The following is a 21,340-nucleotide window of genomic DNA, read 5'->3' on the forward strand; positions in this document are numbered from 1 at the left end:
AGTTTTGATTAAACTTTTGATGATATGGAGGCAATTATTCAGACAAATGCTCGGGATGTTTTACAGCAATACTTTGGCTATCCAAGCTTTAGAGGAAATCAAGAAGCCATCATCTCCTCTATATTGGCCAAAAAAGACACCATCGTCTTGATGCCTACCGGTGGTGGAAAATCCATTTGCTACCAAGTCCCTGCAATTCTTTCAGAGGGTTTGACCTTGGTAATTTCTCCATTGATATCTCTTATGAAAGATCAAGTGGATGCCTTGAATGCCAATGGGATTTCGGCTGCTTTTTTAAATTCCTCCCAAAGCATCTCCGAACAGCGCCACATCTCCGAACAAATCAAAAAATCTGCAATCAAACTCTTGTATGTGGCACCAGAACGATTGTTTAATGGATCATATCCTTTGATGGATTTCTTGAAGGAAATCACCTTAGGCTTGGTTGCGGTGGATGAGGCTCACTGCGTATCCCAATGGGGACACGATTTCAGACCAGAGTACTTACGTATAGGAGAGCTACGAAGACAATTTCCTAAGGTTCCATTCATTGCCTTGACCGCCACTGCGGATAAACGTACCCGAGCAGATATTGCAGATAAATTGGGGCTTCATACACCCCAATGGTTTATATCCTCCTTTGATCGAAATAATATCACTTACCGAGTGACCACCAAACAAGACGCTATGGGGAAATTGATGGAGTTTTTGGACTTTCATCAAAAAGATTCGGGTATCATATACTGCCTTTCAAGAAAAAATGTAGAAGAAACAGCCGAACAATTACAGGCACGTGGACTTTCTGTGCTCCCTTATCATGCTGGACTAGCACGGGAAATTCGTGAAAAAAACCAAGAACTCTTTATCAAGGACGAGGTCAAAATCATTGTAGCTACTATTGCTTTTGGTATGGGCATCGACAAACCAAACGTTCGGTTTGTGGTACACATGAACATGCCACAAAACATCGAGGGCTATTATCAGGAAACAGGTAGGGCAGGGCGAGATGGGCTGCCAAGTGAAGCTTTGCTATTTTACTCCTACCAGGACTTCATGACCCTCAACCGCATGATGGAGCAAGCAGAAAACAAGGAATTTGTAGAAGTGATGCAAGAAAAACTGCTCCGAATGAATTCTTTTAGCCAAAGTAATATCTGCCGTAGAAAATATTTACTCAACTACTTTGGAGAAAACCATCCTGGAGAATGCGGCAATTGCGATGTCTGCTTTCAAAAAGGAAAACAGCAAGACATGACCATACCTTCCCAGATGCTTCTGTCCACCGTAGCAAGGTTGGGAGAATCTTACGGATTGGGCTATGTGATTTTAGTATTACGAGGCTCTAAGTCAAGTAAAATACAAGCATCTCATCAAGAGCTATCTGTTTACGGAATAGGAAAAGACCGACCGGAAGAGTTTTGGAAAACCCTGGGAGGCAAACTCCAACAGCATGGGTATCTTGCGGAAGCCGGAACAATCTACCCTACGTTCAAACTAACTCAGATGGCGTGGGAAAAATTGAAAGGAAAAGAAAAGATTCTTTTGCCAATGGAGGAAAGCTTAAGCAGTGGTAAGCGCAGTACCGTCGGTCACGAAGAAGGCTTGCTAGATGAATTAAAATCACTTCGCATACAATTGGCTAGAAAAGCAAATATTCCTCCTTATGCCATATTTGGAGACAACTCCTTGATAGAGATGGCCACCTACTTACCCATAGATACAGATGCATTTATGACCATCTCAGGTGTAGGACAAATCAAGGCAGCCAACTATGGCACTACTTTTCTTAAGGTTATCCAAGCATTTGTCAAAAAACATCAACTGCAACCTAAGCGTAAGCTAAGTTCTGCCAAACCCAAAACAACTGCAGGGTCAGGATCCGAAATCATCACTTTAAAACTATTCCAAAGTGGCAAAAAAATATATCAGATAGCCCAAGAGCGAGAACTCAATCATAGTACAATAGAAGACCATCTGATCCGAATGATTGAAGTAGGAAAATTGGAAGTAGATGAAGTTTTGAGCAAAGACGACTTACTAACCATCCGATTAGCATATCGCAGGCAAGGCTCTCATTACCTGAAACCTTTAAAAGAACATTTTGGTGATAGGTTTTCCTATTTTCAATTGAAAGCCGCCTTGGTAGGGGAGCGGTAAAAAAATTGGTTTAAAAAGAAAAAAGGAGCTTAAAAGCTCCTTTTTAGTTATTTTCCTCTTCCTCCAATCGAGATCATCGCACACCTAAAGCCGATGTGATTGGTAGCAGAGTCTTGATGCATAAATCTTCTCGTACCTGGAGCCATCCAGTAAGCCATGTCTCTCCAAGAACCTCCTTTATAGACTCGGAACTCATCTGTAATAAGGGTAGTTCCATACGTATCTTCCGTATCCAATATACCGTCTTTCCTCAATGGGTTCAAATCATCAAAATCCTGAAATGAAAGTGGACGATACACGTCGTTGACCCACTCATTCATATTACCTGCCATGTGATACAAGCCAAAATCATTTGGTGGCATATCATAGACATTGGTTGGAAGAATTTCTCCATCATTGGTTTTGGAACCTGCGATACCTGCATAATCCCCTCTACCTCTTTTAAAATTGACTAAGAAATCACCCTGACGCCCTTTTCTTTTAATATTGTATGGATTTCTCAATCCACGACCATCCCAAGGGTAAATTCTTCCGAATTCTTGATTTTCATCATTATACTGAGTACCGATCATCGCCTTAGCAGCATACTCCCATTCAGCTTCATTCGGTAACCTGTATTCTGCAATACCCACACCTCTTTCAATCAACTGACGCTTATTTAAAGTACTATCGATTTTATTCTTTTCTCTCAATAAGTTGCCCACAAACTCTGTTCTCCATTTAGAGTATGTGTTTGCCTGTACCCAAGAAACTCCTGCTACAGGATAAAAATTAAACCCAGGGAATCGGAAATAGTAAGTGTCATAAACATCATTGTAGGACATTTTATCTGCCCACACTCTGTCTCTTGGTTCTAGCTTTTGTATGGAATCCGCACTAACTTTTCTTGCCATGTAAAACAAGAATTCACGGTAATCCACATTGGTAACCTCTGTTTCATCCATGTAGAAGGATGCAATGGTAACTGTCCTTTCGACATTGTCACGAAAAGCCATGATATCTTGCTCTTGCGATCCCAAAACAGTCCTACCTCCTTGGATGTATTTCAATCTTGGTCCAATTTTTTGATCAGCAAATCTTGCTACAAAGAATTTGGTAGAATCATTCGCATCAAAACTAAAGTTGCCACCAGTAGAGGCACTGGTTTTACCAGGCTTAGCAGCTGTTCTCCGACCATATCCAGGCTGCTTATTGCAAGCTGAAAGAATTAAACCTCCTAACAAAAGGAAGGAAGCCATGGTCAATCCCCATTTTCTTTTTCCAAAAACCATTGTCAATTACTGTTTTTTGTGCACAATCTAAACGCTAATATATAATCTATAATATCTGATTCAAACAATATTTTTTTTGAGTACAACTCATAAAAATTGATTTTGAACCAAAATTCGATGAATACTGCATATTTTTCTAAAGCAAAAGCAATTATCAGGCCATTAAAAATTTTTAAGATTTCAAAATTCCTAACCATTTTTTTGCAACAGTGATGTTCTTAACATCCTCAACGATAAGTATTAACCGGGTTTTGACTTCTTTTATTTTGCAGCGCTTCCCATGACTTTGAATATTTTTGAGAATTGTACCAAAGACTGCGGACTTGTAATACTTCTCTTTGGAGGAAGGAACGAAGTAACATTTCATCTGATTATTTTTAAGCACCATCTTTTCAAATCCTAGATTTTCTGCTTCCCAGCGCAAACGCACTGTCTCAAATAAATCCTCTACTACCTTCGGAACCGGACCAAAGCGATCTCTTATTGTATTCAGGTAATTTTGCAGTTCGGTCTCCTCTTTGATACTATCCAACTTTGAATATAGCTGTAATCGTTCGGAAATATTGGTTACGTATTCCTCCGGAATCAGCAACTCGAAGTCTGTTTCGATGACACAATCCTGTACGAGAATTTCAACCTTTTCTTTTAAGTCCACCTCAAACAAGGCAGCAAACTCATTTTCCTTCAACTCCTGTACTGCTTCATCCAAAATCTTGTGATACATATCAAAGCCCAAGTCAGTAATAAAACCACTCTGCTCAGCACCTAGAAGATTTCCTGCCCCTCTTATATCCAGATCCCGCATAGCCACCTTAAATCCATCTCCTAAATCAGAAAATTCTTCTAAGGTTTGCAATCGCTTGCGAGCCTCTGGAGTCAAGTGTGTAGGATGTGCTGTGAGCAAATAACAGAAAGCCTTTTTATTACTTCTACCCACACGGCCTCGCATCTGATGCAAATCACTCAAACCAAACATATGCGCCCGATTGATGATGATGGTATTGGCATTTGGAATATCTAAACCAGACTCGATGATATTAGTCGAAACCAAAATATCGTATTCTCCTTCAATAAATTTTACCATTATTTTCTCCAGCTGCTTGCCATCCATCTGCCCATGCGCTGCGGCAATTCGTGCATCAGGAACCAACCGGAGAATAAGATTAGCAATAGAATCAATTTCACCCACTCGATTATGGACAAAGAAAACCTGACCACCCCTTCTTAATTCATAGGCGATCGCATCCCGGATAACCTCCTCTTGAAACGCATGGATTTCCGTTGTAACTGGCTGCCTGTTTGGAGGGGGAGTGGCAATCACAGACAAATCCCGTGCTCCCATCAAAGAAAAATGCAAGGTTCGGGGAATAGGTGTTGCGGTTAAGGTTAAAACATCTACATTCAGCTTAATTTCTTTCAACTGATCCTTTACCTTTACTCCAAACTTTTGCTCTTCATCGATGATCAAAAGACCCAAATCTTTAAATTTTACATCTTTGTTCACGATTCGATGGGTACCCACCAAAATATCAATTTCACCAGAAGCTACTTGCTGGGTTATCTGCTTGATTTCTTTGGCTGTACGAAATCTATTGATGTACTCGACTTTTACTGGAAAGTTTCCTATCCGTTCACTAAAGGTTCGAAAATGCTGCATGGCCAAAATCGTAGTAGGCACCAACACGGCGACTTGCTTTCGGTCGTTGACAGCTTTGAAAGCAGCCCTGATAGCAACCTCTGTTTTTCCGAATCCCACATCTCCACAAACAAGTCGGTCCATTGGGTGAGGCTTCTCCATATCCACTTTGACATCAGCAGTGGCCAAAGCCTGATCCGGTGTATCCTCAAAGACGAAGGAACTTTCCAATTCTACTTGCAAAACAGAGTCCGGAGAAAAACGATACCCTGAGGCAGTTCTTCGTTTAGCATACAAAGCAATCAATTCTTTGGCAATATCTTTAACCTGACTTTTGACTTTACGCTTTTTATTTTCCCACTCAGGACTTCCCAATTTGGACATAGATGGGATGGTACCTTCTTGGCCAGAATATTTTGAGATTTTATGCAAAGAATGGATATTGACATAGAGCAAATCATCATCTCTGAAAATCAAGCGGACGGCCTCCTGCTGCTTACCATTGATATCTACTTTTTCCAAGCCTGCAAACCTTCCTACACCGTAATCCACATGGACCACAAAATCTCCCGGGTGTAAGGTTTTCAATTCTCGAAGGGTAAGGGCTTTGGATTTACTTGTTTTACTTTTGGACTTATAGCGGTGAAATCGCTCAAAAATCTGATGGTCTGTGTAGCAAACTATTTTTTGTTTTTTGTCCACAAAGCCCTCTCTTATGCCCATTTGCAACGTTTGGTAGCGAAGTGTGGGATCCAATTCCTGAAAGATATTTTCCAAGCGTGTCAACTGCTTGTCACTTTCTGAACAAATAATATTCAACCAGCCTTCTTTTTCATTTTTTGCGAGATCCTCGACCAATAAATCAAAGTTTTTGTTGAAGGAAGGCTGTGGCTGAGATTGAAAGTCATGTTTAACAGCTCCTTTGAGATGGAAGGTGTGCCCAAACTCTAATCGGATCAAGTTTTCAGTCTTGGCCTCAAAGCTTTTGGCATTGTCAAAAAGATCTGTTGGCTTGAGGAGTAATTTGTCGTTTTGGATAGAACTAACAATCTGGTAAAACTGATTTTCAGCTTTTTTGAAATAATCTTCAATTGTATCCAAAGTAAATCCAAGATCTTTAAACCAGATGCATGTTTGTTCAGGTAAAAACTCCAGAAATGATTGTCGCTGCTCTTGCAATAACCTTGTTTGGACGTTGGGAATAATACTGATATGATCGATTGGATCAATAGAAAGCTGTGTTTCGGGATCAAAAGTTCGAATACTTTCAATTTCCCTCCCAAAAAGCTCTATGCGAAAAGGAATCTCGTTGGCATAAGAAAATACGTCCAAAATTCCACCTCGAATAGAAAACTGCCCGGGTTCATATACAAAATCCGTCTTTTCAAAATCATAGGTCATCAACAGTTCTGAAATAAACGCGATATCTACCTTTTCACCCACTTTCGCAGTAAATGTATGGTCTTTCAACGATCGCTTGTTGATGACTTTTTCATACAAGGCCTCTCCATAGGTCACCACTATTGTTGGTTCATCCGGAGCATCTAGGATTTTATTCAAAATCTCAGCCCTCATAAGGATGTTGGCATTTTCTATTTCGTCAAATTGATATGGACGTTTGTAACTCGAAGGAAACAAATAAACCTGTTGCCCATTGATCAACTCCTGAAGATCATTTGTCAAGTAAGCCGCTTCTTCTTTGTCGTGTGCAATGATCAGATGAAAACCACCCACCTGCTTGATCAAAGACAAAAACACAACCATATCCAAGCTTCCGGATAGGCCCTTCAGCTGAAATTTCTTTTCCTTCTTGTCTTGAATGTGTTGAGAAAGACTTAATATAAAAGGATCATTCTCGTAGAGAGAAAGAAATGCAGACTTTTCCAAAATAGGTGTCGTTGTTATGAAGCCACAAAGGTAAGAAAATGATTTCTTTTAATTCTTTGGGCCTGTAAAAGGAAATTATAAACCAAAAGCTGAACCGTCTACCGTTTAAAATGTTTACTGTAAAAACCAATATTGATATATGACTAAAACGACCGAAAGTTGGTTTAGAAAAATTGAAAAAATGCATCCCTATCAGACACTCATGTATTTAGGCATGTTTGGGAGCGGATTGATATTTCTATTTATGACTACTGCATTTTTGGCTTCCGATACCAGTATGGTAGAAGCAACGAAATTTAGAATGCCCAAATCATTTATATTAAGTACACTAGTGTTGTTGATCAGTGGATATACTGTAAGCAAATTACTTTTGCACTACAGAGAAGACAGTGTACAAAAATTAAAAAACAGTTTATTAATCACCTTCTTTTTAGGGGTTATTTTTACTGTATTGCAATTTATCGGCTGGAAGGAATTATCGCTGATGGGAGTTGATTTTAGAGGGCTTCCCAGTGGAAGTTTTCTTTATGTACTCAGCGGTATTCATATTTTTCACTTAATTGGGGCTATGATTTTTGCATTGATAATGGTCTATCAATACAGCCGTATCGAAAAAGATGAGATCAAAAACTTAGTCTTATTGACCAATCCTTTCGAACGCATGCGTATCGAGTTATTCACTATTTATTGGCATTTCATGGATTTTATCTGGTTGGTATTATTCATGATTTTTGTCTTTGTATTTTAACACATCTATGAAAATCACCATTGAATCGAGCGTTGAACAAAATTATCTTCAAGTGAAAGAAGGGTTTAATGAACAATTATTCACGAAACTCGCTCCCCCCTTCCCTCCTGTCAAATTGTTGCGTTTTGATGGATCCAAAAAAGGAGATGTGGTATCTCTTGAGTTAAATTTTCTTTTTTTTAAACAGCGCTGGACAAGTGATATTGTAGCAGACGAAACAACAGAAGAGGAGTTTTATTTCATTGATCAAGGAGTTGAATTGCCATTTTTTCTTAAAGCATGGGAACATAAACACCGAATTATCAAAAATGGGGAAGGTAGCATCATTCGGGATGAAATTACATACAAGGGACCTTTTGGTCTAATGACGATCCTACTTTACCCCGCATTATACCTTCAATTCCTTTATAGAAAACCAATTTACCGGAAAATCTTTCGCATCAAAAAGTAAAAGCTTGCACTTAGGCAAGCTTTAAATGATCACATTCAGGGATTTGACAATCTCCATAGAGTACCAAGGAGTGAGAAGTTATGCCCGAAAGAAACTCTTTTCCCATAGCTTCCTTGATTGCATTTAATCGCTCATCTGAAAATTCACGTATTTTTCTACATTGATTGCACACATGATGATCATGGTGCTTGTAGGTCAGCGCTTGTTCATACAAAGCAACTTTATCTTTAAATTGGTGTTTGACCGCCAGACCACACTCTACCAATAAATCAAGAGTGTTATAAATAGTTGCCCGGCTGATGCTATAGCCTTTATTGCGCATCATCAAAAAAAGCCCTTCTACGTCAATATGCTCATCTTGGGGAAGCGCATACAACTCATCAATCACTGAAAAGCGTTCGGGAGTTTTTCTGCTTCCTTGTCTTAACAGATAGTTTTCAAATATTTTTTTTGCTTTTTCGACTAAAGATTTCTCGGCCATAAGGAATAATTAAAAAATAAAGATGCAGGAATTTTTGGACTTAATCAAGTTTGTGGACTTGGATTGATGCATGTCAATAATCATGATTAATGGTAAAATTGCTATTTCAACCGATAAACAAATGGTTTATTTCTTCCGTTTTTAAAAGAATATAGCTAGCTTTTGCCTGAGTACGCGTAAGCTTAATCACCTCCCTGTATGAAAATGCGAATTTTCTTTTTTCTTATTTTCTTGAGCTTGCACATACCTGTTAAAGGTCAGGTGCCTGGTTTTTTTATGAAAGACCCATCAAAAAAAGTGGAGTTACCATTCATCTTGTCTGGTAATCTGATCATCATACCTATTTCAGTAAATGGATCAGAACCTGTTAATTTTTTATTAGATACCGGAGTCAAAACCAATATTTTATTTAGTAAAAGCATTGGAGATCAAATGAATCTCCAATACACCAGAAAATTGGAATTGGTCGGGGCAGATGGAAAAGCACTGCTGTCGGCTTCTGTCTCACCCAACAATCCGATGGACCTAGGTCCTGTTGAAGGACAGCTTCAAACATTGTTGGTATTGGATGAAGACTTTTTTGAGCTGGAGGCTGTACTAGGGTTACCAATTTATGGAGTGATAGGCTATGAATTTTTCAAATACAATCCTGTCAAAATTGATTATGATCGCGCAGTGATTACTTTTTACGATACCAATCGGGTCAAATGGAGACCCTTAGGATTTAAAAAATTAACTATTTCTATGGACAACAGCAAGCCTTATGTACAAGGGAAGGTAAAACAACTGTTTGGAGAAGAAGTAAACACCAAGTTATTAGTAGATCTAGGCGCAAATCATGGTCTCTTATTGAATTTGGAAACATCCAAAGATTTACAAATGCCTCCCAGATACTTGGAAAGTGAGCTTGGTAGGTCTTTGGGTGGGGATCTCGTAGGTTATGTAGGTAGAGTGAAGTCCTTGAAACTTTCTGGAATACGGTTTACAGATATCTTAACATCGTATCCTGAGGAAACTGAATTCAGTTACATAATCAAAGAGAGTGGACGCAACGGAAGCATTGGTTCAGAAATTTGGGGCAGGACACGCATGATTATCGATTATAGAAGGGATCGGATCTTTTTCAAGCGGGGAAGTACTTTTGGAAATCCATTTGAGTTTGACATGAGCGGAATCACCCCAAAGATGGTCAGTGCCGAAGACAAACGATTCTATATTGCAGGGGTGCGATATGGTTCACCAGGTTTTATGGCAGGAGTACAAGAGGGCGACGAAATCATCAGCATCAATAAAATTCCGATCGATTTTTGGGAATTATCAGATTTAATCAAGCTTTTTAGATCAGAAGAAGGAAGAGAAGTAAGCTTAGGCCTGAGGCGTTTCGATGAAGAATTAAAAGAGTTTGAAGACCTCACTGCTAATTTTAAGCTAAAAAGACAAATATAATAGTATCTTTAGACGGTAGGAAGATTGTTTTTGATAATTGCTATATTTGATCCTCATCTTAGTAATTTTCGATTTAGCCGTCTCCTTTACATAGCGTATGTCAAATATTGTTGTAGCTTCATCAAAAAACATATTACTTACTTTCAAGAAGCATCTGGACAGTAAGATTGAGCTATTGTACATATCTACGGAAGCGCGAAGTTATGCCGAAGAAGGCGAAAAGTTTTATAAAATAGAATTCATTGAATCGTTATTTCCTACCTTCAATGGTAGTTTTTTTTATACAATTTTTGATGAACTTGGAAAAGGAGATAAACCGACAGCTCCTATTTTAATTGGTAAAAATCACTATCAATTTGTAGAAATAGAAGGCTACGTAATTGCTATGGAGGATGGGTCATACTTGGTAAATGCCCTGATATCTCCTTTACGTTTCCCATCAGAAAATAAGTATGCATGGATCTTTCAAAACGATCAAAATAAAGTTTATAACGCATTAATCAACAAAGAAAAAGTTGAAGATGTCATTGGTTGGAAAAACTTTATAAAAGAATCTTTTGATTTTTTATCAGCCGATTCAATTGCACAGTTTGAAAAAGGCAATGAAGATGCTGTCATAACCTTGTTCCCTGGCTATCTCTATTTGACAAAAAAGAAGATATCAGCCAGCCATTGTTTGGTCAAGATAGAATACTCCAAAGAAAGAAATGTTCCTCAAGCGATCGATGAAGGTGCTGACAACTTTTATTATTATGAGTTAGATCAAGAATCCTTTCAATACAACTGGTCTGGACCTATTCATAAGCTACTCGGTTACACAGATGAATTTTTACGAATGATCAGTATTTCAGATTGGAAAAAACTGATTCATCCAGATGACCATCATATCTACGAAATGGGGCAAAGCCATGCAATCAACATGGTCTACAGAATTTTACATAATGACGGACACTATATTTTTATTAAAGATGATTTAAAAAAATTTACCAATTATAATACCAACAAAACGCTCGGAACGGTATCAGATATTACTACGCTTAAAAAAATAGAAAACGATCTGCTACAGAATAAAACTGTTTTGGAGGAATTAACGGGTGTAGTTCCTGGGATGGTTTATCTAATGAAAACTTTTCAAGATCTAACACATCAATTTATTTTTGTCAGTGAAGGATGCAAACAGTTGACAGAAATAGATGCAAACAACTTTATAGATCACGAAAGTACCTTATTTAAAATTATACATCCGGATGATTTAGAAATCTTATTGGAAGCTGATAGAGCTGCTTTTGAAAAAGATCAAAGCTTTGAATGCTACTTTAGAATTATTACGCCTAGTGGGAAAATAAAATGGATTTATGGCGCATCTGACCGATTGAAACAATATGAAAATGACTCCATTTGGGCAGGAATTTTTGTGGATGTAACACAATCTAAAGATAAAGAAGAGGAGGCTAATCTTCTGATGAATAGGTATCGGTTGCTTTTTGATGAAAGCCCACTTCCAATATTTCGGTTTACTAAAGAAGGCATCATCCAAGATGTCAACAAGAGCTTCACTGAAAAGATTGACATCACGGACAAAGAAATACTAATCGGAAAAAATATTTTTGACTTGATTGGAGATAATCCCATCAAACAGGCATATTTGGACTGTATAAACAAAGGCTTTGGTTTCTTTGAAGGGCCATACCTCAGTTACTTTAACCAAAAGCTTTTTCACCTGCGTGCAACTGCAAAGCCCATTGATAATGGAGAAAACTTTCAGGCAATCCTAGAAGATATTTCTGAGCAAGAATATGTTCATAATATCATATCAAAATTGACCGAACGAACATCTAAATTTAGTGGCCAAGAATTTTTTGATGCCTTAACTGAGTTTTTTTCACTAAACCTCCAAATGAGTGATTGCTTTATCGCAGAGATTGATAGCACAAAAAATGCTGCAAAAGTAATTTCTTATCACCAAAACGGGAAAAAACAAAAGAACTTTATTTACGATTTAGAACACACCCCTTGCAAGGAATGCCTATCATCAGGTACACCTTTAATTATCCCTAATCAAGCATATAAAAAATATCCATTGGATACATATTTGGTTGATCGGCAGGTCAATAGCTACATGGCATCACCCATTCATGATGCAGAAGGAAATCAACTAGGTCTATTGGTTATGTTTGATTGTGATAGTAAAGTTTATGGGGCAGGAAAAAAAGAATTTTTGAATGTACTTTCGGATCGAATTGGGGCGGAGCTCAATCGAATAAATTTTGAAAACAGACTCATTGAATCCGAGCAGCTCTTTAGAAGTATTGCTGAAAACTTTCCTAAAGGCATCGTAGAAGTGTTGGATAATAAACTCTTCTATGTGTACACCGATGGCAAAGAATACCATGATATGGGAATTGATCCGAACCAATTGGTTGGTACAGCCCACCTGTCTAAGTACGAAAGTTATATTTCAAATGAAGTTCGTAAACAACTCGATAAAGTACTTCAAGGAGAGTCTGTCATGTTTGAAGTTATCATTGGTGATCGATACTATCTAAAAAGCGGCGTTCCCTTGTACAATAAACAAGGGAAAATAGATAGAATCCTTTTGGTAACTCAAAACATCACTGAAACCAAAATAGCCGAGGAAGAACGAGAACAATTGATCCGTGATTTAAAATCGCAAAATGAAGAGCTTCAACGCTTTGCATACATTATTTCACATAATTTGCGCGCACCTATTGTAAATATTTCCTCCCTACTAGAACTCTACAATACAAAAAACCCATCAGATGTAGAAAACGAAGAAGTAATCCACAACCTAAAAATATCCACTGATATACTCAATGATACCTTGAAAGACTTGATTGAGGTGGTGTCCATCAAAAAAAATAAGGTACCCAAGATTGAAAATATTCAATTCAAAGATCTAACAACACGGGTCTTGACTTCGTTGGCAAACCAAATCAAGGAATCCGGTGCTATCATCACCAAGGATTTTTCGGAATGTAGTAACATTAGCTATATTTTTGCACATCTTGAAAATTTCCTTATGAACTTGACTACCAATTCTTTAAAATATAAACACCCTGATAGAAAACCAGAAATTTTTATTCGAACCTTTAAAGACTCAGAAGGTTTTGTGGTTTTGGAATTTAAAGATAACGGGATAGGAATAGACCTAGAACGATATGGAGATAGACTCTTCGGGTTGTATCAACGTTTTCATTCACATGTGGAAGGGAAAGGGTTGGGTCTATACCTAGTGAGAGAACAAATCAGGGCACATGACGGAAATCTAAAAATCAAAAGTAAAGTAGGGGAAGGTACCGTATTCCATATTTTCCTCAGAAACCTAAAACCTACAACCACAACCGTCGCGGTCAATTAATTGCAAAGCCCAACAATTAATCTTTATATTCGTACAAGCAATCATCAAATTACAGCATCAAACTATGAAAAAAGCGCTTATTCCTATTGTAGTCATCGCCATTTTAGGATTATTTCTCTACACAAAAGCCGTAGGTGTATATAACATGTTTGTTCAAAACGAGGAAACTGTCAATGGTACTTGGGCAGAAGTGGAAACCCAATACCAACGAAGAGCCGATTTGATTCCAAATTTGGTCAATACGGTCAAAGGGTATGCTGACTTTGAACAGTCAACTTTGACTGGGGTGATCGAAGCACGTTCCAAAGCTACCGGCATTACCCTTCAGGCAGATGACCTAAGCCCTGAGAAAATTGCTCAATTCCAACAAGCACAAGATCAATTGAGTGGGGCTCTAAGCAGATTATTAGTTGCTGTAGAACGCTATCCGGACCTAAAGGCCAACCAAAACTTCCTAGAATTACAGGCACAACTAGAAGGTACAGAAAATAGAATTGCTGTTGCCCGTAGAAACTTTAACCAAAATGTACAGTCTTACAATTCTAATCTGAGAACATTTCCCAACAATGTCTTTGCTGGTTGGTATGGCTTTGAGCGTAAAGGATATTTTGAAGCATCAGAAGGTGCAGAAAATGCACCTACAGTACAGTTTTAAATAAAAATCATGCCCAAGAGTTTATTTTCAGAAGAGGACAGAGGTTTAATTGTTAATAGCATACAAGCCGCTGAGCTAGTAACATCAGGAGAAATTCAGGTACATATTGAAAATCATTGTGCCGATGATGTGATGGACCGTGCAGCTGAAGTATTTGAGCTGTTAAAAATGCATCAAACCAGGCAGCGAAATGCTGTCCTTTTCTATTTGGCTGTTGAAGACCATAAATTTGCCGTTCTTGGAGACTGTGGTATCAATGCAGTGGTACCTCCTGACTTTTGGGAAAATATCAAAGAACTGATGATTACGGAATTCAAAGAAGGTAATTTCACCCAAGGATTAATAGCAGGAATTGACCAATGCGGATTACAGCTCAAAGCACACTTTCCTTTTGACAAAGAAAACGACACCAATGAATTGTCAGACGACATATCCTTTGGCTAAATCTACCCATGTATAAATCCATTTTAACCCTTTTCCTTGCAACACTCTTAAGCCTTGACATGTGGGCTCAAGGAGATTTTCCAGCGCCACCCAATCCACCAAAATTGGTTAATGATTTTTCCGAGTCTTTGAATGCAAACGAGGTACATGCATTGGAGCAGAAGCTCCGCGCCTACAACGATAGCACTTCTTCCCAGGTTAGTATCGTCTTGATACAATCAGTAGGTCCTTACGACATAAGTGACTACGCCTTTCAATTAGGAGATCAGTGGGGTATTGGACGAAAAGATAAGGACAATGGAATTTTGATCTTAGCTGCTATGCAGGACCGAAAGGTATTTATTGCTACTGGTTATGGCATGGAAGGAGTTGTCCCTGATATTTTAGCCAAAAGGATTGTAGAACAGCTGATTGTACCAAATTTTCGTATGGAACAATACTATGTTGGGCTAGACAAAGCTACCGATATGATTTTCAAATTGGCTAGTGGAGAGTATCAAGCTGATAAGGTAGCTTCCGGTGCAAATGATGGAGGTGCTATTCTCTTCTTCTTATTTTTCTTTTTACTGATTTTCATCATCGCTTCCAAAAATAAAAAGGATAATAACAACCACATGGGAGGCAGAGGAGGAAATGTAGACTTATTCACTACGATCATGCTTGCAAATATGCTCAAAGGAGGGAATAGAGGAAAGTTTGGAGATTTCTCATCCGGACGAGGTGGATTTGGAGGAGGTTCTTCATTTGGGGGATTCGGAGGAGGTTCTTTTGGGGGAGGAGGAGCCGGAGGCAGCTGGTAATCACCCCATTTTTCCAGCAGCAATCACGGCCAAATCCACCATGGAAGCCTTTGCTTCTAGAAGACTGTTAGCACAAGCAACCAACGTAGCTCCTGTAGTCATCACATCATCCACCAATAAAACCCGCTTGTTTTCAACCGAATTGACGACCTGAAATACATTTTCAACATTATCTAATCGCTGCGAGCGGGACTTTCTCGTCTGAGTTTCAGTATTTACAGATCGAATAAGAGAATTTACCAAAGGAATTTGAAGGCTATCAGCAAGGCCTTTTCCAAATTGCTCGCTTTGGTTGTAACCCCTCCTTTTTTGCTTGGAAGGGTGTAAAGGTACGGGAGTAATTTGATCCCAAGCATCTGCAAACGAATGTTGTATTAATAACTGACCATAGAGCTTACCCAAGGTTACTCCGATATCCGGTTTATTTTTATACTTGAGTTGATGCAATAGCCGCTGACTCATTCCCTTTTTCGTAAATCTCAAAAAAGACATGACACGGTAAACGGGCATTAGGCCAGTAACTTTGATAACTAAGTCATTGTTCTGCGGACGGAGGTGATAATCAGTGATCGGAAGGGCTCCTTCGCATACTTTACATAGTACATGCTCAAAATCAAATAAACTCCTGCTACAACCTGCACAGGTTCTAGGAAAGACCAAAGACAAAAAATCTTCTACAATGTTGAAACGCATTCGCAAAAAGGCTTGTTAGGACTGATTGACAGGAAAATACCTGCTATATTTGTCACTTGTAATTGATACCTAAAATTTAATGAATTTAATAGAAGAATTCAATAGCTATAGAGCCCAGATGAATGAGAAAATCATGGACTCTGACAATAAAGTAATCAAACGTTTCTTCAACTTGGATACGAACACGTATGCTGATGGAGCTGTGGATGTAAAAACCAAAGAAATGATCGGTTTGGCCTGTTCTATGGTCTTAAGATGTGATGATTGCATCAAGTATCATTTGGGCAAGTGCTATGAAGTAGGGTTGACAAAAACGGAGATCTTCGAGGTGTTCTCCATTGCCACTGTGATTGGAGGGTCTATCGTCATTCCACACTTAAGAAGAGCCGTGGAATATTGGGAATTATTGGAACAGGAGGCAAGTAAATAACCATGTTGAAACGAGACCTAGAGCTGGAGAGAAAGTGGAGTAAACTCTTGGGAGGACTGGAGGAGTTGATCGGAAAAAAACCAAAAGACCTCAATGGTGTTTTATTTTTGATTGGTGTACAGGAGCTGGGACAAGGCAATAAAAACTTTTCTAAGGAAGAAAAACAAGACTTGATGCACATCGCGATCTGTAAAGTCTTGAGTTTAGCTGGTTTTTATGAGTTGGATTATATCGATCAAGAAGGTTGGCCTCATTGGAAATTAATCAAGAAACTACCACACTTTGATATTTTAGAACAGGAAAAGCTCTTGAAAATACAGGTGATGGAATACTTTGAACAAGAATTTCAGATTGAAATCAAATAAATTTAGTCAATCATAGCACTTTCAGCAATGAAAATCGTATCCTACAATGTGAATGGTATTCGTGCAGCCCTCAACAAAGGTTTTGCAGACTGGTTACAGGCTGTAAATGCCGATGTAATTGGCCTACAGGAAATCAAAGCAGAAATCCATCAATTTGACCGCCGAATATTTGAAGACATGGGTTATGAACTCATTTGGTACCCAGCAGTCAAAAAAGGATATTCGGGTGTAGCCATTTTGACAAAGCTAAAACCACTAAATATTGTCTATGGAATGGATATGAGTGTTTACGATGATGAAGGAAGAATGGTACGAGCGGATTTCGAAGATTTCTCTTTTATATCGGCTTATTTCCCATCCGGCACCACAGGAGACGTCCGACAAGACTTTAAATACAAGTTTTTAGACGACATCTACGGGTATTCGCAGGATTTAAAGAAAAATATTCCTAATTTGATCATTAGTGGGGATTATAACATTTGTCATAAGGCAATTGATATCCATAATCCAATTTCTAACAAAAATTCATCTGGTTTTCTTCCAGAAGAACGTGCTTGGATGGATAAGTTTACTGAAAGTGGTTTTATTGATAGTTTCAGAGCATTCAATTCCGAAGCGCATCAATATACTTGGTGGAGTTACCGTGCCAATTCAAGAGCTAAAAATCTTGGATGGAGAATTGACTATCATATGGCCACAGCGGGAGCAATGCAAAAAATTAAAGGAGCAAGCATCTTAGCAGATGCACAGCATTCGGATCATTGTCCCATCATGATAGAATTAGAATAGGAAAAAATTATCTAAGTAAAATTAATTAAAGCTTGATGAAATCTATTAAAATTTCAATCCCTTCTCTGATCGACAACATTAAAGTCGTAGAAAGTTTTATTGATAACGCACGGGAACAATTTCCAATAGACGAAGATATCTATGGAAATATCATGATTTCAGTAACTGAATGCGTTACCAATGCTATTCTACACGGAAACAAAAAAGATAAAGAGAAGACAGTCGACTTGGAACTTCAATTTGATGAAGAGCAAGTAACTTTCATCATCAAGGACCAAGGACCAGGCTTTGATTACGAACATTTAGAGGATCCTACGTCACCTGAAAATTTAGAAAAATCAGGTGGGAGAGGAATATACATCATCAAACATTTATGCGATGAAGTAAAGTTTGAAGATAAAGGAAGTAGAACGCTTTTAACATTCTACATGTAAGTCTATGGCTATTCACTTTTTTGAAGAAGATATACAATTCAATTTAAAACCTAAGGCCACGTACAAAAAGTGGTTAAAAGAACTTGCACAAACTCACCAAAAGAAGATTGGTGAATTAAATTACATCTTCTGTTCAGACGAGTACCTCTACTCCATAAATGTTGAATACTTAAATCATCACACGTACACTGACATCATCACATTTGATAATTCAGAGTTGGATACTACAATAGAGGGAGATATTTTTATCAGCATTGATCGAATTAAGGATAATGCAAATAAGTTAAATATTCCATTTGAGACAGAATTACAACGCGTACTAAGTCATGGAATTTTACATTTACTCGGATACAAAGACAAAAAAGAAGAGGATCAAAAAATCATGAGAGCCATGGAAGAACAATCCATCGCTCTATTTCCAATATGTTCCACGTGAAACACTGGAATAAAAACAAAGAGAAAACAAGAACTGTTCCACGTGGAACACCAAACAAAAAAAAGATATGTTTCCACAATATGATGTGATTGTAGTAGGAGCAGGGCATGCAGGTTGTGAAGCCGCACATGCTGCTGCAAAGATGGGAGCAAAGGTACTCTTATGTACCATGAATATGAATACCATCGCACAAATGTCTTGCAACCCTGCAATGGGTGGAGTTGCCAAGGGTCAAATCGTGCGAGAAATTGATGCACTTGGAGGGCTATCGGGAATCATCTCAGATAAATCCATGATCCAATTTCGCATGCTCAATCGTTCCAAAGGTCCCGCCATGTGGTCTCCTAGAACTCAAAATGATCGCATGCGTTTTGCAGAAGAATGGAGATTAGCATTGGAGCAAACACCCAATGTGGACTTTTGGCAAGAAATGATTGCTGGATTAGTGGTGAAAGAGGGAAGGGTTACAGGTGTACGAACAGGAATAGGTATAGAAATAGAAGGTAAATCCGTTGTTTTAACCAATGGGACATTCCTTAATGGAATTATACATATTGGTGAAAAACAATTTGGCGGTGGACGAACAGGAGAATCCGCAGCTAAAGGAATCACCGAACAACTGGTACAACTAGGCTTCGAAGCTGGAAGAATGAAGACAGGAACACCACCACGTGTAGATGGAAGAAGCTTGGATTATAGCAAAATGGAAATTCAATATGGTGATGAAAATCCTGAAAAATTTTCCTATTCCGACGAAACAAGCCCACTCAAGGAACAACACAACTGTTGGATAACATATACCAATAAATCAGTACATGAAACTTTAGAAACAGGATTTGATCGATCGCCTATGTTTAATGGGAGGATCCAAGGCCTGGGTCCACGATACTGTCCCTCCATAGAAGATAAAATCAATCGGTTTGCAGAACGAGAACGGCATCAAATATTTGTAGAACCAGAGGGATGGAATACCGTAGAAATTTATGTCAATGGATTCTCTACATCCTTACCAGAAGATGTACAGTATAAAGCGATGAGATTAATTCCCGGATTCGAACATGCAAAAATGTTCAGGCCAGGATATGCGATCGAATATGATTTCTTCCCACCCACACAACTCAAACTAACACTCGAGACCCACTTGATCGAAAACCTTTTCTTCGCGGGTCAGATCAATGGTACCACAGGATACGAAGAAGCAGCATCCCAAGGGTTGATGGCAGGAATAAATGCCGCTTTAAAGGTTAAGGAACAAGATCCATTCATTCTCAAAAGATCCGATGCATATATCGGGGTATTAATTGACGATTTGATCAATAAGGGTACAGAAGAACCTTATCGAATGTTTACATCCAGAGCAGAATTTAGACTCTTACTGAGACAGGACAATGCAGATTTAAGATTAACAGAACAAGGATATAAAATCGGTTTAGCAGATGAGGTACGCTACCAAAAGATGCTTCACAAAAAATCAGAAACAGCTAAACTTATCAATGATCTTCGACAAAAAAGAGTAGCTCCAGAAGAGGTTAACACGGGTCTTGAATTTATTGGATCTGCCACCATAAAGGAAAAAGTTACTGTTGAAAAACTCTTAAAGCGTCCACAAATAGGAATGGAAGAACTGAAAAGCTTACATACCGACATAGCAGAGTACTTAAAGAAATATGCGAAAGATGTTCTTGAACAGGCAGAAGTACAAATCAAGTACGATAGCTATATTGATAAAGAACAGCAAATGGTAGAAAAATTAACCAATATGGAAAATTTCAGAATACCATTGCAATTTGACTATATGAAGATTCCCGCATTATCTGCAGAAGGGAAACAAAAGCTTCATAAAATCAAACCCGAAACCCTAGGCCAAGCATCCAGAATTTCAGGTGTATCTCCAGCAGATCTTTCCATTTTGACCGTTTACTTGGGTAGATAATGAGTTTAGAACGATTAAATAAATGCCCACTTTGTAAAAGTGGGCTTTTTCTTAATCACAGAGAGATCAAAGATCATAGCGTCAGCAAAGAATCTTTCATCTTGTGTGAATGTGCATCCTGTAACTTGGTATTTACAAATCCCCGTCCAAATCAAGAATCTATTCACACATATTACCAATCCGATGCATACATTTCACATCAGGATAAAATAACAAGTATCACGGATATCCTATACAAACTAGTACGAAAATATACACTACGAACAAAAATAAATTTACTCAACTCATTAAAACCCTCACAAGGATCACTTTTAGATATTGGCTGTGGGACTGGTTATTTATTAGAAGCAGCAAATAAAAAAGGATGGATTTGTGAAGGAATAGAACCTGGAAAGGATGCTAGGAAATTAGCAAAAAAGAAAGGCTTACGAGTAAATAAAAGTTTAGACGATTTAAAGGAAAAACAATTCGATTGCATAAGTCTCTTTCATGTACTAGAACACATACATCTACTTAGAAAAGATACCAAAAAAATACTTAGGCTTTTAAAAGAAACTGGATATTTAATCATCGCAGTTCCAAACAGAAATTCACTGGATGCAAACAAATATCAAGCTAATTGGGCTGCCTGGGATGTACCAAGACATCTCTATCACTTCGATCAACGCAGTTTCCAGAAATTCACAGAAGAGTTTGGACTAGAGATAATTGACCAAAAACCTATGATTTTTGATAGCTACTATGTTTCTATGCTATCTGAAAAGATTGTAGGATCCTCACCAACAAAAACACTTTGGAAAGGCTTAGTCAATGGGTATACTTCTAATAAATGGGCAGCCAATAATCAAGGAGATTATTCAAGTATTTTATTCATTTTAAAGAAAAAATGAGATATTTAATTCAAA

General features: G+C 38.2%; 19 protein-coding genes. 15 read left to right on the plus strand and 4 right to left on the minus strand.

The genetic code is table 11. The features are described from left to right. The first annotated feature begins 24 nt into the window (after positions 1–24). The gene (gene recQ, locus IPZ59_RS04645; protein WP_236138715.1) at positions 25–2,157 is read left to right on the plus strand and encodes a DNA helicase RecQ; all 2,133 of its coding nucleotides are present in this window, start codon (positions 25–27) and stop codon (positions 2,155–2,157) included. A gap of 47 nt (positions 2,158–2,204) precedes the next feature. Here recQ and gldJ read toward each other — a convergent pair whose 3' ends face one another. Further along, the gene (gene gldJ, locus IPZ59_RS04650) at positions 2,205–3,428 is read right to left on the minus strand and encodes a gliding motility lipoprotein GldJ (protein WP_236138716.1); all 1,224 of its coding nucleotides are present in this window, start codon (positions 3,426–3,428) and stop codon (positions 2,205–2,207) included. 172 nt (positions 3,429–3,600) lie between these two features. Continuing rightward, positions 3,601–6,951 (minus strand): transcription-repair coupling factor, encoded by a 3,351-nt coding sequence (mfd, locus tag IPZ59_RS04655; RefSeq protein ID WP_236138717.1) that lies wholly within the window; start codon positions 6,949–6,951, stop codon positions 3,601–3,603. Positions 6,952–7,090: 139 nt separating this feature from the next. Here mfd and IPZ59_RS04660 point away from each other — a divergent pair, with 139 nt between their 5' ends. Further along, positions 7,091–7,699, plus strand: coding sequence for a cytochrome c oxidase subunit 3 (locus IPZ59_RS04660; protein ID WP_236138718.1), 609 nt, complete (start codon positions 7,091–7,093; stop codon positions 7,697–7,699). Between the two features lie 7 nt (positions 7,700–7,706). Beyond that, positions 7,707–8,150 (plus strand): SRPBCC family protein, encoded by a 444-nt coding sequence (locus IPZ59_RS04665; protein WP_236138719.1) that lies wholly within the window; start codon positions 7,707–7,709, stop codon positions 8,148–8,150. 10 nt (positions 8,151–8,160) lie between these two features. Here the strand turns inward: IPZ59_RS04665 and IPZ59_RS04670 are convergent, their stop codons facing one another. Continuing rightward, positions 8,161–8,631: a Fur family transcriptional regulator gene (locus tag IPZ59_RS04670; RefSeq protein WP_236138720.1), complete on the minus strand. Its 471-nt coding sequence runs from the start codon at positions 8,629–8,631 to the stop codon at positions 8,161–8,163. A 198-nt stretch (positions 8,632–8,829) separates the two neighbouring features. Between IPZ59_RS04670 and IPZ59_RS04675 the strand changes: the two genes are divergently transcribed. The 5 genes from IPZ59_RS04675 (at position 8,830) to IPZ59_RS04695 (ending at position 15,355) form a co-directional block, all read left to right on the plus strand. After that, the gene (locus IPZ59_RS04675; protein WP_236138721.1) at positions 8,830–10,077 is read left to right on the plus strand and encodes an aspartyl protease family protein; all 1,248 of its coding nucleotides are present in this window, start codon (positions 8,830–8,832) and stop codon (positions 10,075–10,077) included. Positions 10,078–10,174: 97 nt separating this feature from the next. Further along, positions 10,175–13,456, plus strand: a complete 3,282-nt coding sequence (locus tag IPZ59_RS04680; protein WP_236138722.1) for a PAS domain S-box protein — start codon at positions 10,175–10,177, stop codon at positions 13,454–13,456. A gap of 64 nt (positions 13,457–13,520) precedes the next feature. Further along, positions 13,521–14,111 carry a LemA family protein gene (locus IPZ59_RS04685; protein WP_236138723.1) on the plus strand — a complete coding sequence of 197 codons (591 nt, stop codon included), beginning with the start codon at positions 13,521–13,523 and terminating at the stop codon, positions 14,109–14,111. Positions 14,112–14,120: 9 nt separating this feature from the next. Beyond that, the gene (locus tag IPZ59_RS04690; RefSeq protein ID WP_236138724.1) at positions 14,121–14,555 is read left to right on the plus strand and encodes a TPM domain-containing protein; all 435 of its coding nucleotides are present in this window, start codon (positions 14,121–14,123) and stop codon (positions 14,553–14,555) included. Positions 14,556–14,563: 8 nt separating this feature from the next. Further along, a complete protein-coding gene (locus tag IPZ59_RS04695; protein WP_236138725.1) occupies positions 14,564–15,355 on the plus strand; it encodes a TPM domain-containing protein in 792 nt (263 codons plus the stop codon). Here the strand turns inward: IPZ59_RS04695 and IPZ59_RS04700 are convergent, their stop codons facing one another. Beyond that, entirely contained in the window at positions 15,356–16,048 is a 693-nt protein-coding gene (locus IPZ59_RS04700; protein ID WP_236138726.1) for a ComF family protein, read from the minus strand. A 79-nt stretch (positions 16,049–16,127) separates the two neighbouring features. Between IPZ59_RS04700 and IPZ59_RS04705 the strand changes: the two genes are divergently transcribed. From IPZ59_RS04705 to IPZ59_RS04735, 7 genes are all read left to right on the plus strand, one after another. Continuing rightward, positions 16,128–16,478, plus strand: a complete 351-nt coding sequence (locus IPZ59_RS04705; protein WP_236138727.1) for a carboxymuconolactone decarboxylase family protein — start codon at positions 16,128–16,130, stop codon at positions 16,476–16,478. A 2-nt stretch (positions 16,479–16,480) separates the two neighbouring features. Continuing rightward, positions 16,481–16,843: a hypothetical protein gene (locus IPZ59_RS04710; protein WP_236138728.1), complete on the plus strand. Its 363-nt coding sequence runs from the start codon at positions 16,481–16,483 to the stop codon at positions 16,841–16,843. A gap of 27 nt (positions 16,844–16,870) precedes the next feature. Continuing rightward, positions 16,871–17,632, plus strand: coding sequence for an exodeoxyribonuclease III (locus IPZ59_RS04715; RefSeq protein ID WP_236138729.1), 762 nt, complete (start codon positions 16,871–16,873; stop codon positions 17,630–17,632). A 35-nt stretch (positions 17,633–17,667) separates the two neighbouring features. Next, positions 17,668–18,066, plus strand: a complete 399-nt coding sequence (locus IPZ59_RS04720) for an ATP-binding protein (protein WP_236138730.1) — start codon at positions 17,668–17,670, stop codon at positions 18,064–18,066. Positions 18,067–18,070: 4 nt separating this feature from the next. Continuing rightward, the gene (gene ybeY / locus IPZ59_RS04725) at positions 18,071–18,502 is read left to right on the plus strand and encodes an rRNA maturation RNase YbeY (RefSeq protein WP_236138731.1); all 432 of its coding nucleotides are present in this window, start codon (positions 18,071–18,073) and stop codon (positions 18,500–18,502) included. Positions 18,503–18,569: 67 nt separating this feature from the next. Then, entirely contained in the window at positions 18,570–20,435 is a 1,866-nt protein-coding gene (mnmG, locus tag IPZ59_RS04730) for a tRNA uridine-5-carboxymethylaminomethyl(34) synthesis enzyme MnmG (RefSeq protein WP_236138732.1), read from the plus strand. Further along, positions 20,435–21,325 (plus strand): class I SAM-dependent methyltransferase, encoded by an 891-nt coding sequence (locus IPZ59_RS04735; protein WP_236138733.1) that lies wholly within the window; start codon positions 20,435–20,437, stop codon positions 21,323–21,325. Before mnmG ends, IPZ59_RS04735 begins: the two co-directional genes overlap by 1 nt. Positions 21,326–21,340: the final 15 nt, after the last annotated feature.

The organism is Mongoliitalea daihaiensis (genome assembly GCF_021596945.1).
Taxonomy (GTDB): domain Bacteria; phylum Bacteroidota; class Bacteroidia; order Cytophagales; family Cyclobacteriaceae; genus Mongoliitalea; species Mongoliitalea daihaiensis.

Bases quoted from the DNA above. Each gene is read 5' to 3' on its own strand.
- IPZ59_RS04695 (WP_236138725.1), top strand. From the start codon at position 14,564: ATGTATAAATCCATTTTAACCCTTTTCCTTGCAACACTCTTAAGCCTT.
- IPZ59_RS04715 (WP_236138729.1), top strand. From the start codon at position 16,871: ATGAAAATCGTATCCTACAATGTGAATGGTATTCGTGCAGCCCTCAAC.
- gldJ (WP_236138716.1), bottom strand. From the start codon at position 3,428: ATGGTTTTTGGAAAAAGAAAATGGGGATTGACCATGGCTTCCTTCCTT.
- IPZ59_RS04710 (WP_236138728.1), top strand. From the start codon at position 16,481: ATGTTGAAACGAGACCTAGAGCTGGAGAGAAAGTGGAGTAAACTCTTG.
- IPZ59_RS04665 (WP_236138719.1), top strand. From the start codon at position 7,707: ATGAAAATCACCATTGAATCGAGCGTTGAACAAAATTATCTTCAAGTG.
- IPZ59_RS04735 (WP_236138733.1), top strand. From the start codon at position 20,435: ATGAGTTTAGAACGATTAAATAAATGCCCACTTTGTAAAAGTGGGCTT.
- IPZ59_RS04660 (WP_236138718.1), top strand. From the start codon at position 7,091: ATGACTAAAACGACCGAAAGTTGGTTTAGAAAAATTGAAAAAATGCAT.
- IPZ59_RS04670 (WP_236138720.1), bottom strand. From the start codon at position 8,631: ATGGCCGAGAAATCTTTAGTCGAAAAAGCAAAAAAAATATTTGAAAAC.
- IPZ59_RS04700 (WP_236138726.1), bottom strand. From the start codon at position 16,048: ATGCGTTTCAACATTGTAGAAGATTTTTTGTCTTTGGTCTTTCCTAGA.
- ybeY (WP_236138731.1), top strand. From the start codon at position 18,071: ATGGCTATTCACTTTTTTGAAGAAGATATACAATTCAATTTAAAACCT.
- IPZ59_RS04675 (WP_236138721.1), top strand. From the start codon at position 8,830: ATGAAAATGCGAATTTTCTTTTTTCTTATTTTCTTGAGCTTGCACATA.
- mnmG (WP_236138732.1), top strand. From the start codon at position 18,570: ATGTTTCCACAATATGATGTGATTGTAGTAGGAGCAGGGCATGCAGGT.
- IPZ59_RS04705 (WP_236138727.1), top strand. From the start codon at position 16,128: ATGAATTTAATAGAAGAATTCAATAGCTATAGAGCCCAGATGAATGAG.
- IPZ59_RS04680 (WP_236138722.1), top strand. From the start codon at position 10,175: ATGTCAAATATTGTTGTAGCTTCATCAAAAAACATATTACTTACTTTC.
- IPZ59_RS04690 (WP_236138724.1), top strand. From the start codon at position 14,121: ATGCCCAAGAGTTTATTTTCAGAAGAGGACAGAGGTTTAATTGTTAAT.
- IPZ59_RS04720 (WP_236138730.1), top strand. From the start codon at position 17,668: ATGAAATCTATTAAAATTTCAATCCCTTCTCTGATCGACAACATTAAA.
- IPZ59_RS04685 (WP_236138723.1), top strand. From the start codon at position 13,521: ATGAAAAAAGCGCTTATTCCTATTGTAGTCATCGCCATTTTAGGATTA.
- recQ (WP_236138715.1), top strand. From the start codon at position 25: ATGGAGGCAATTATTCAGACAAATGCTCGGGATGTTTTACAGCAATAC.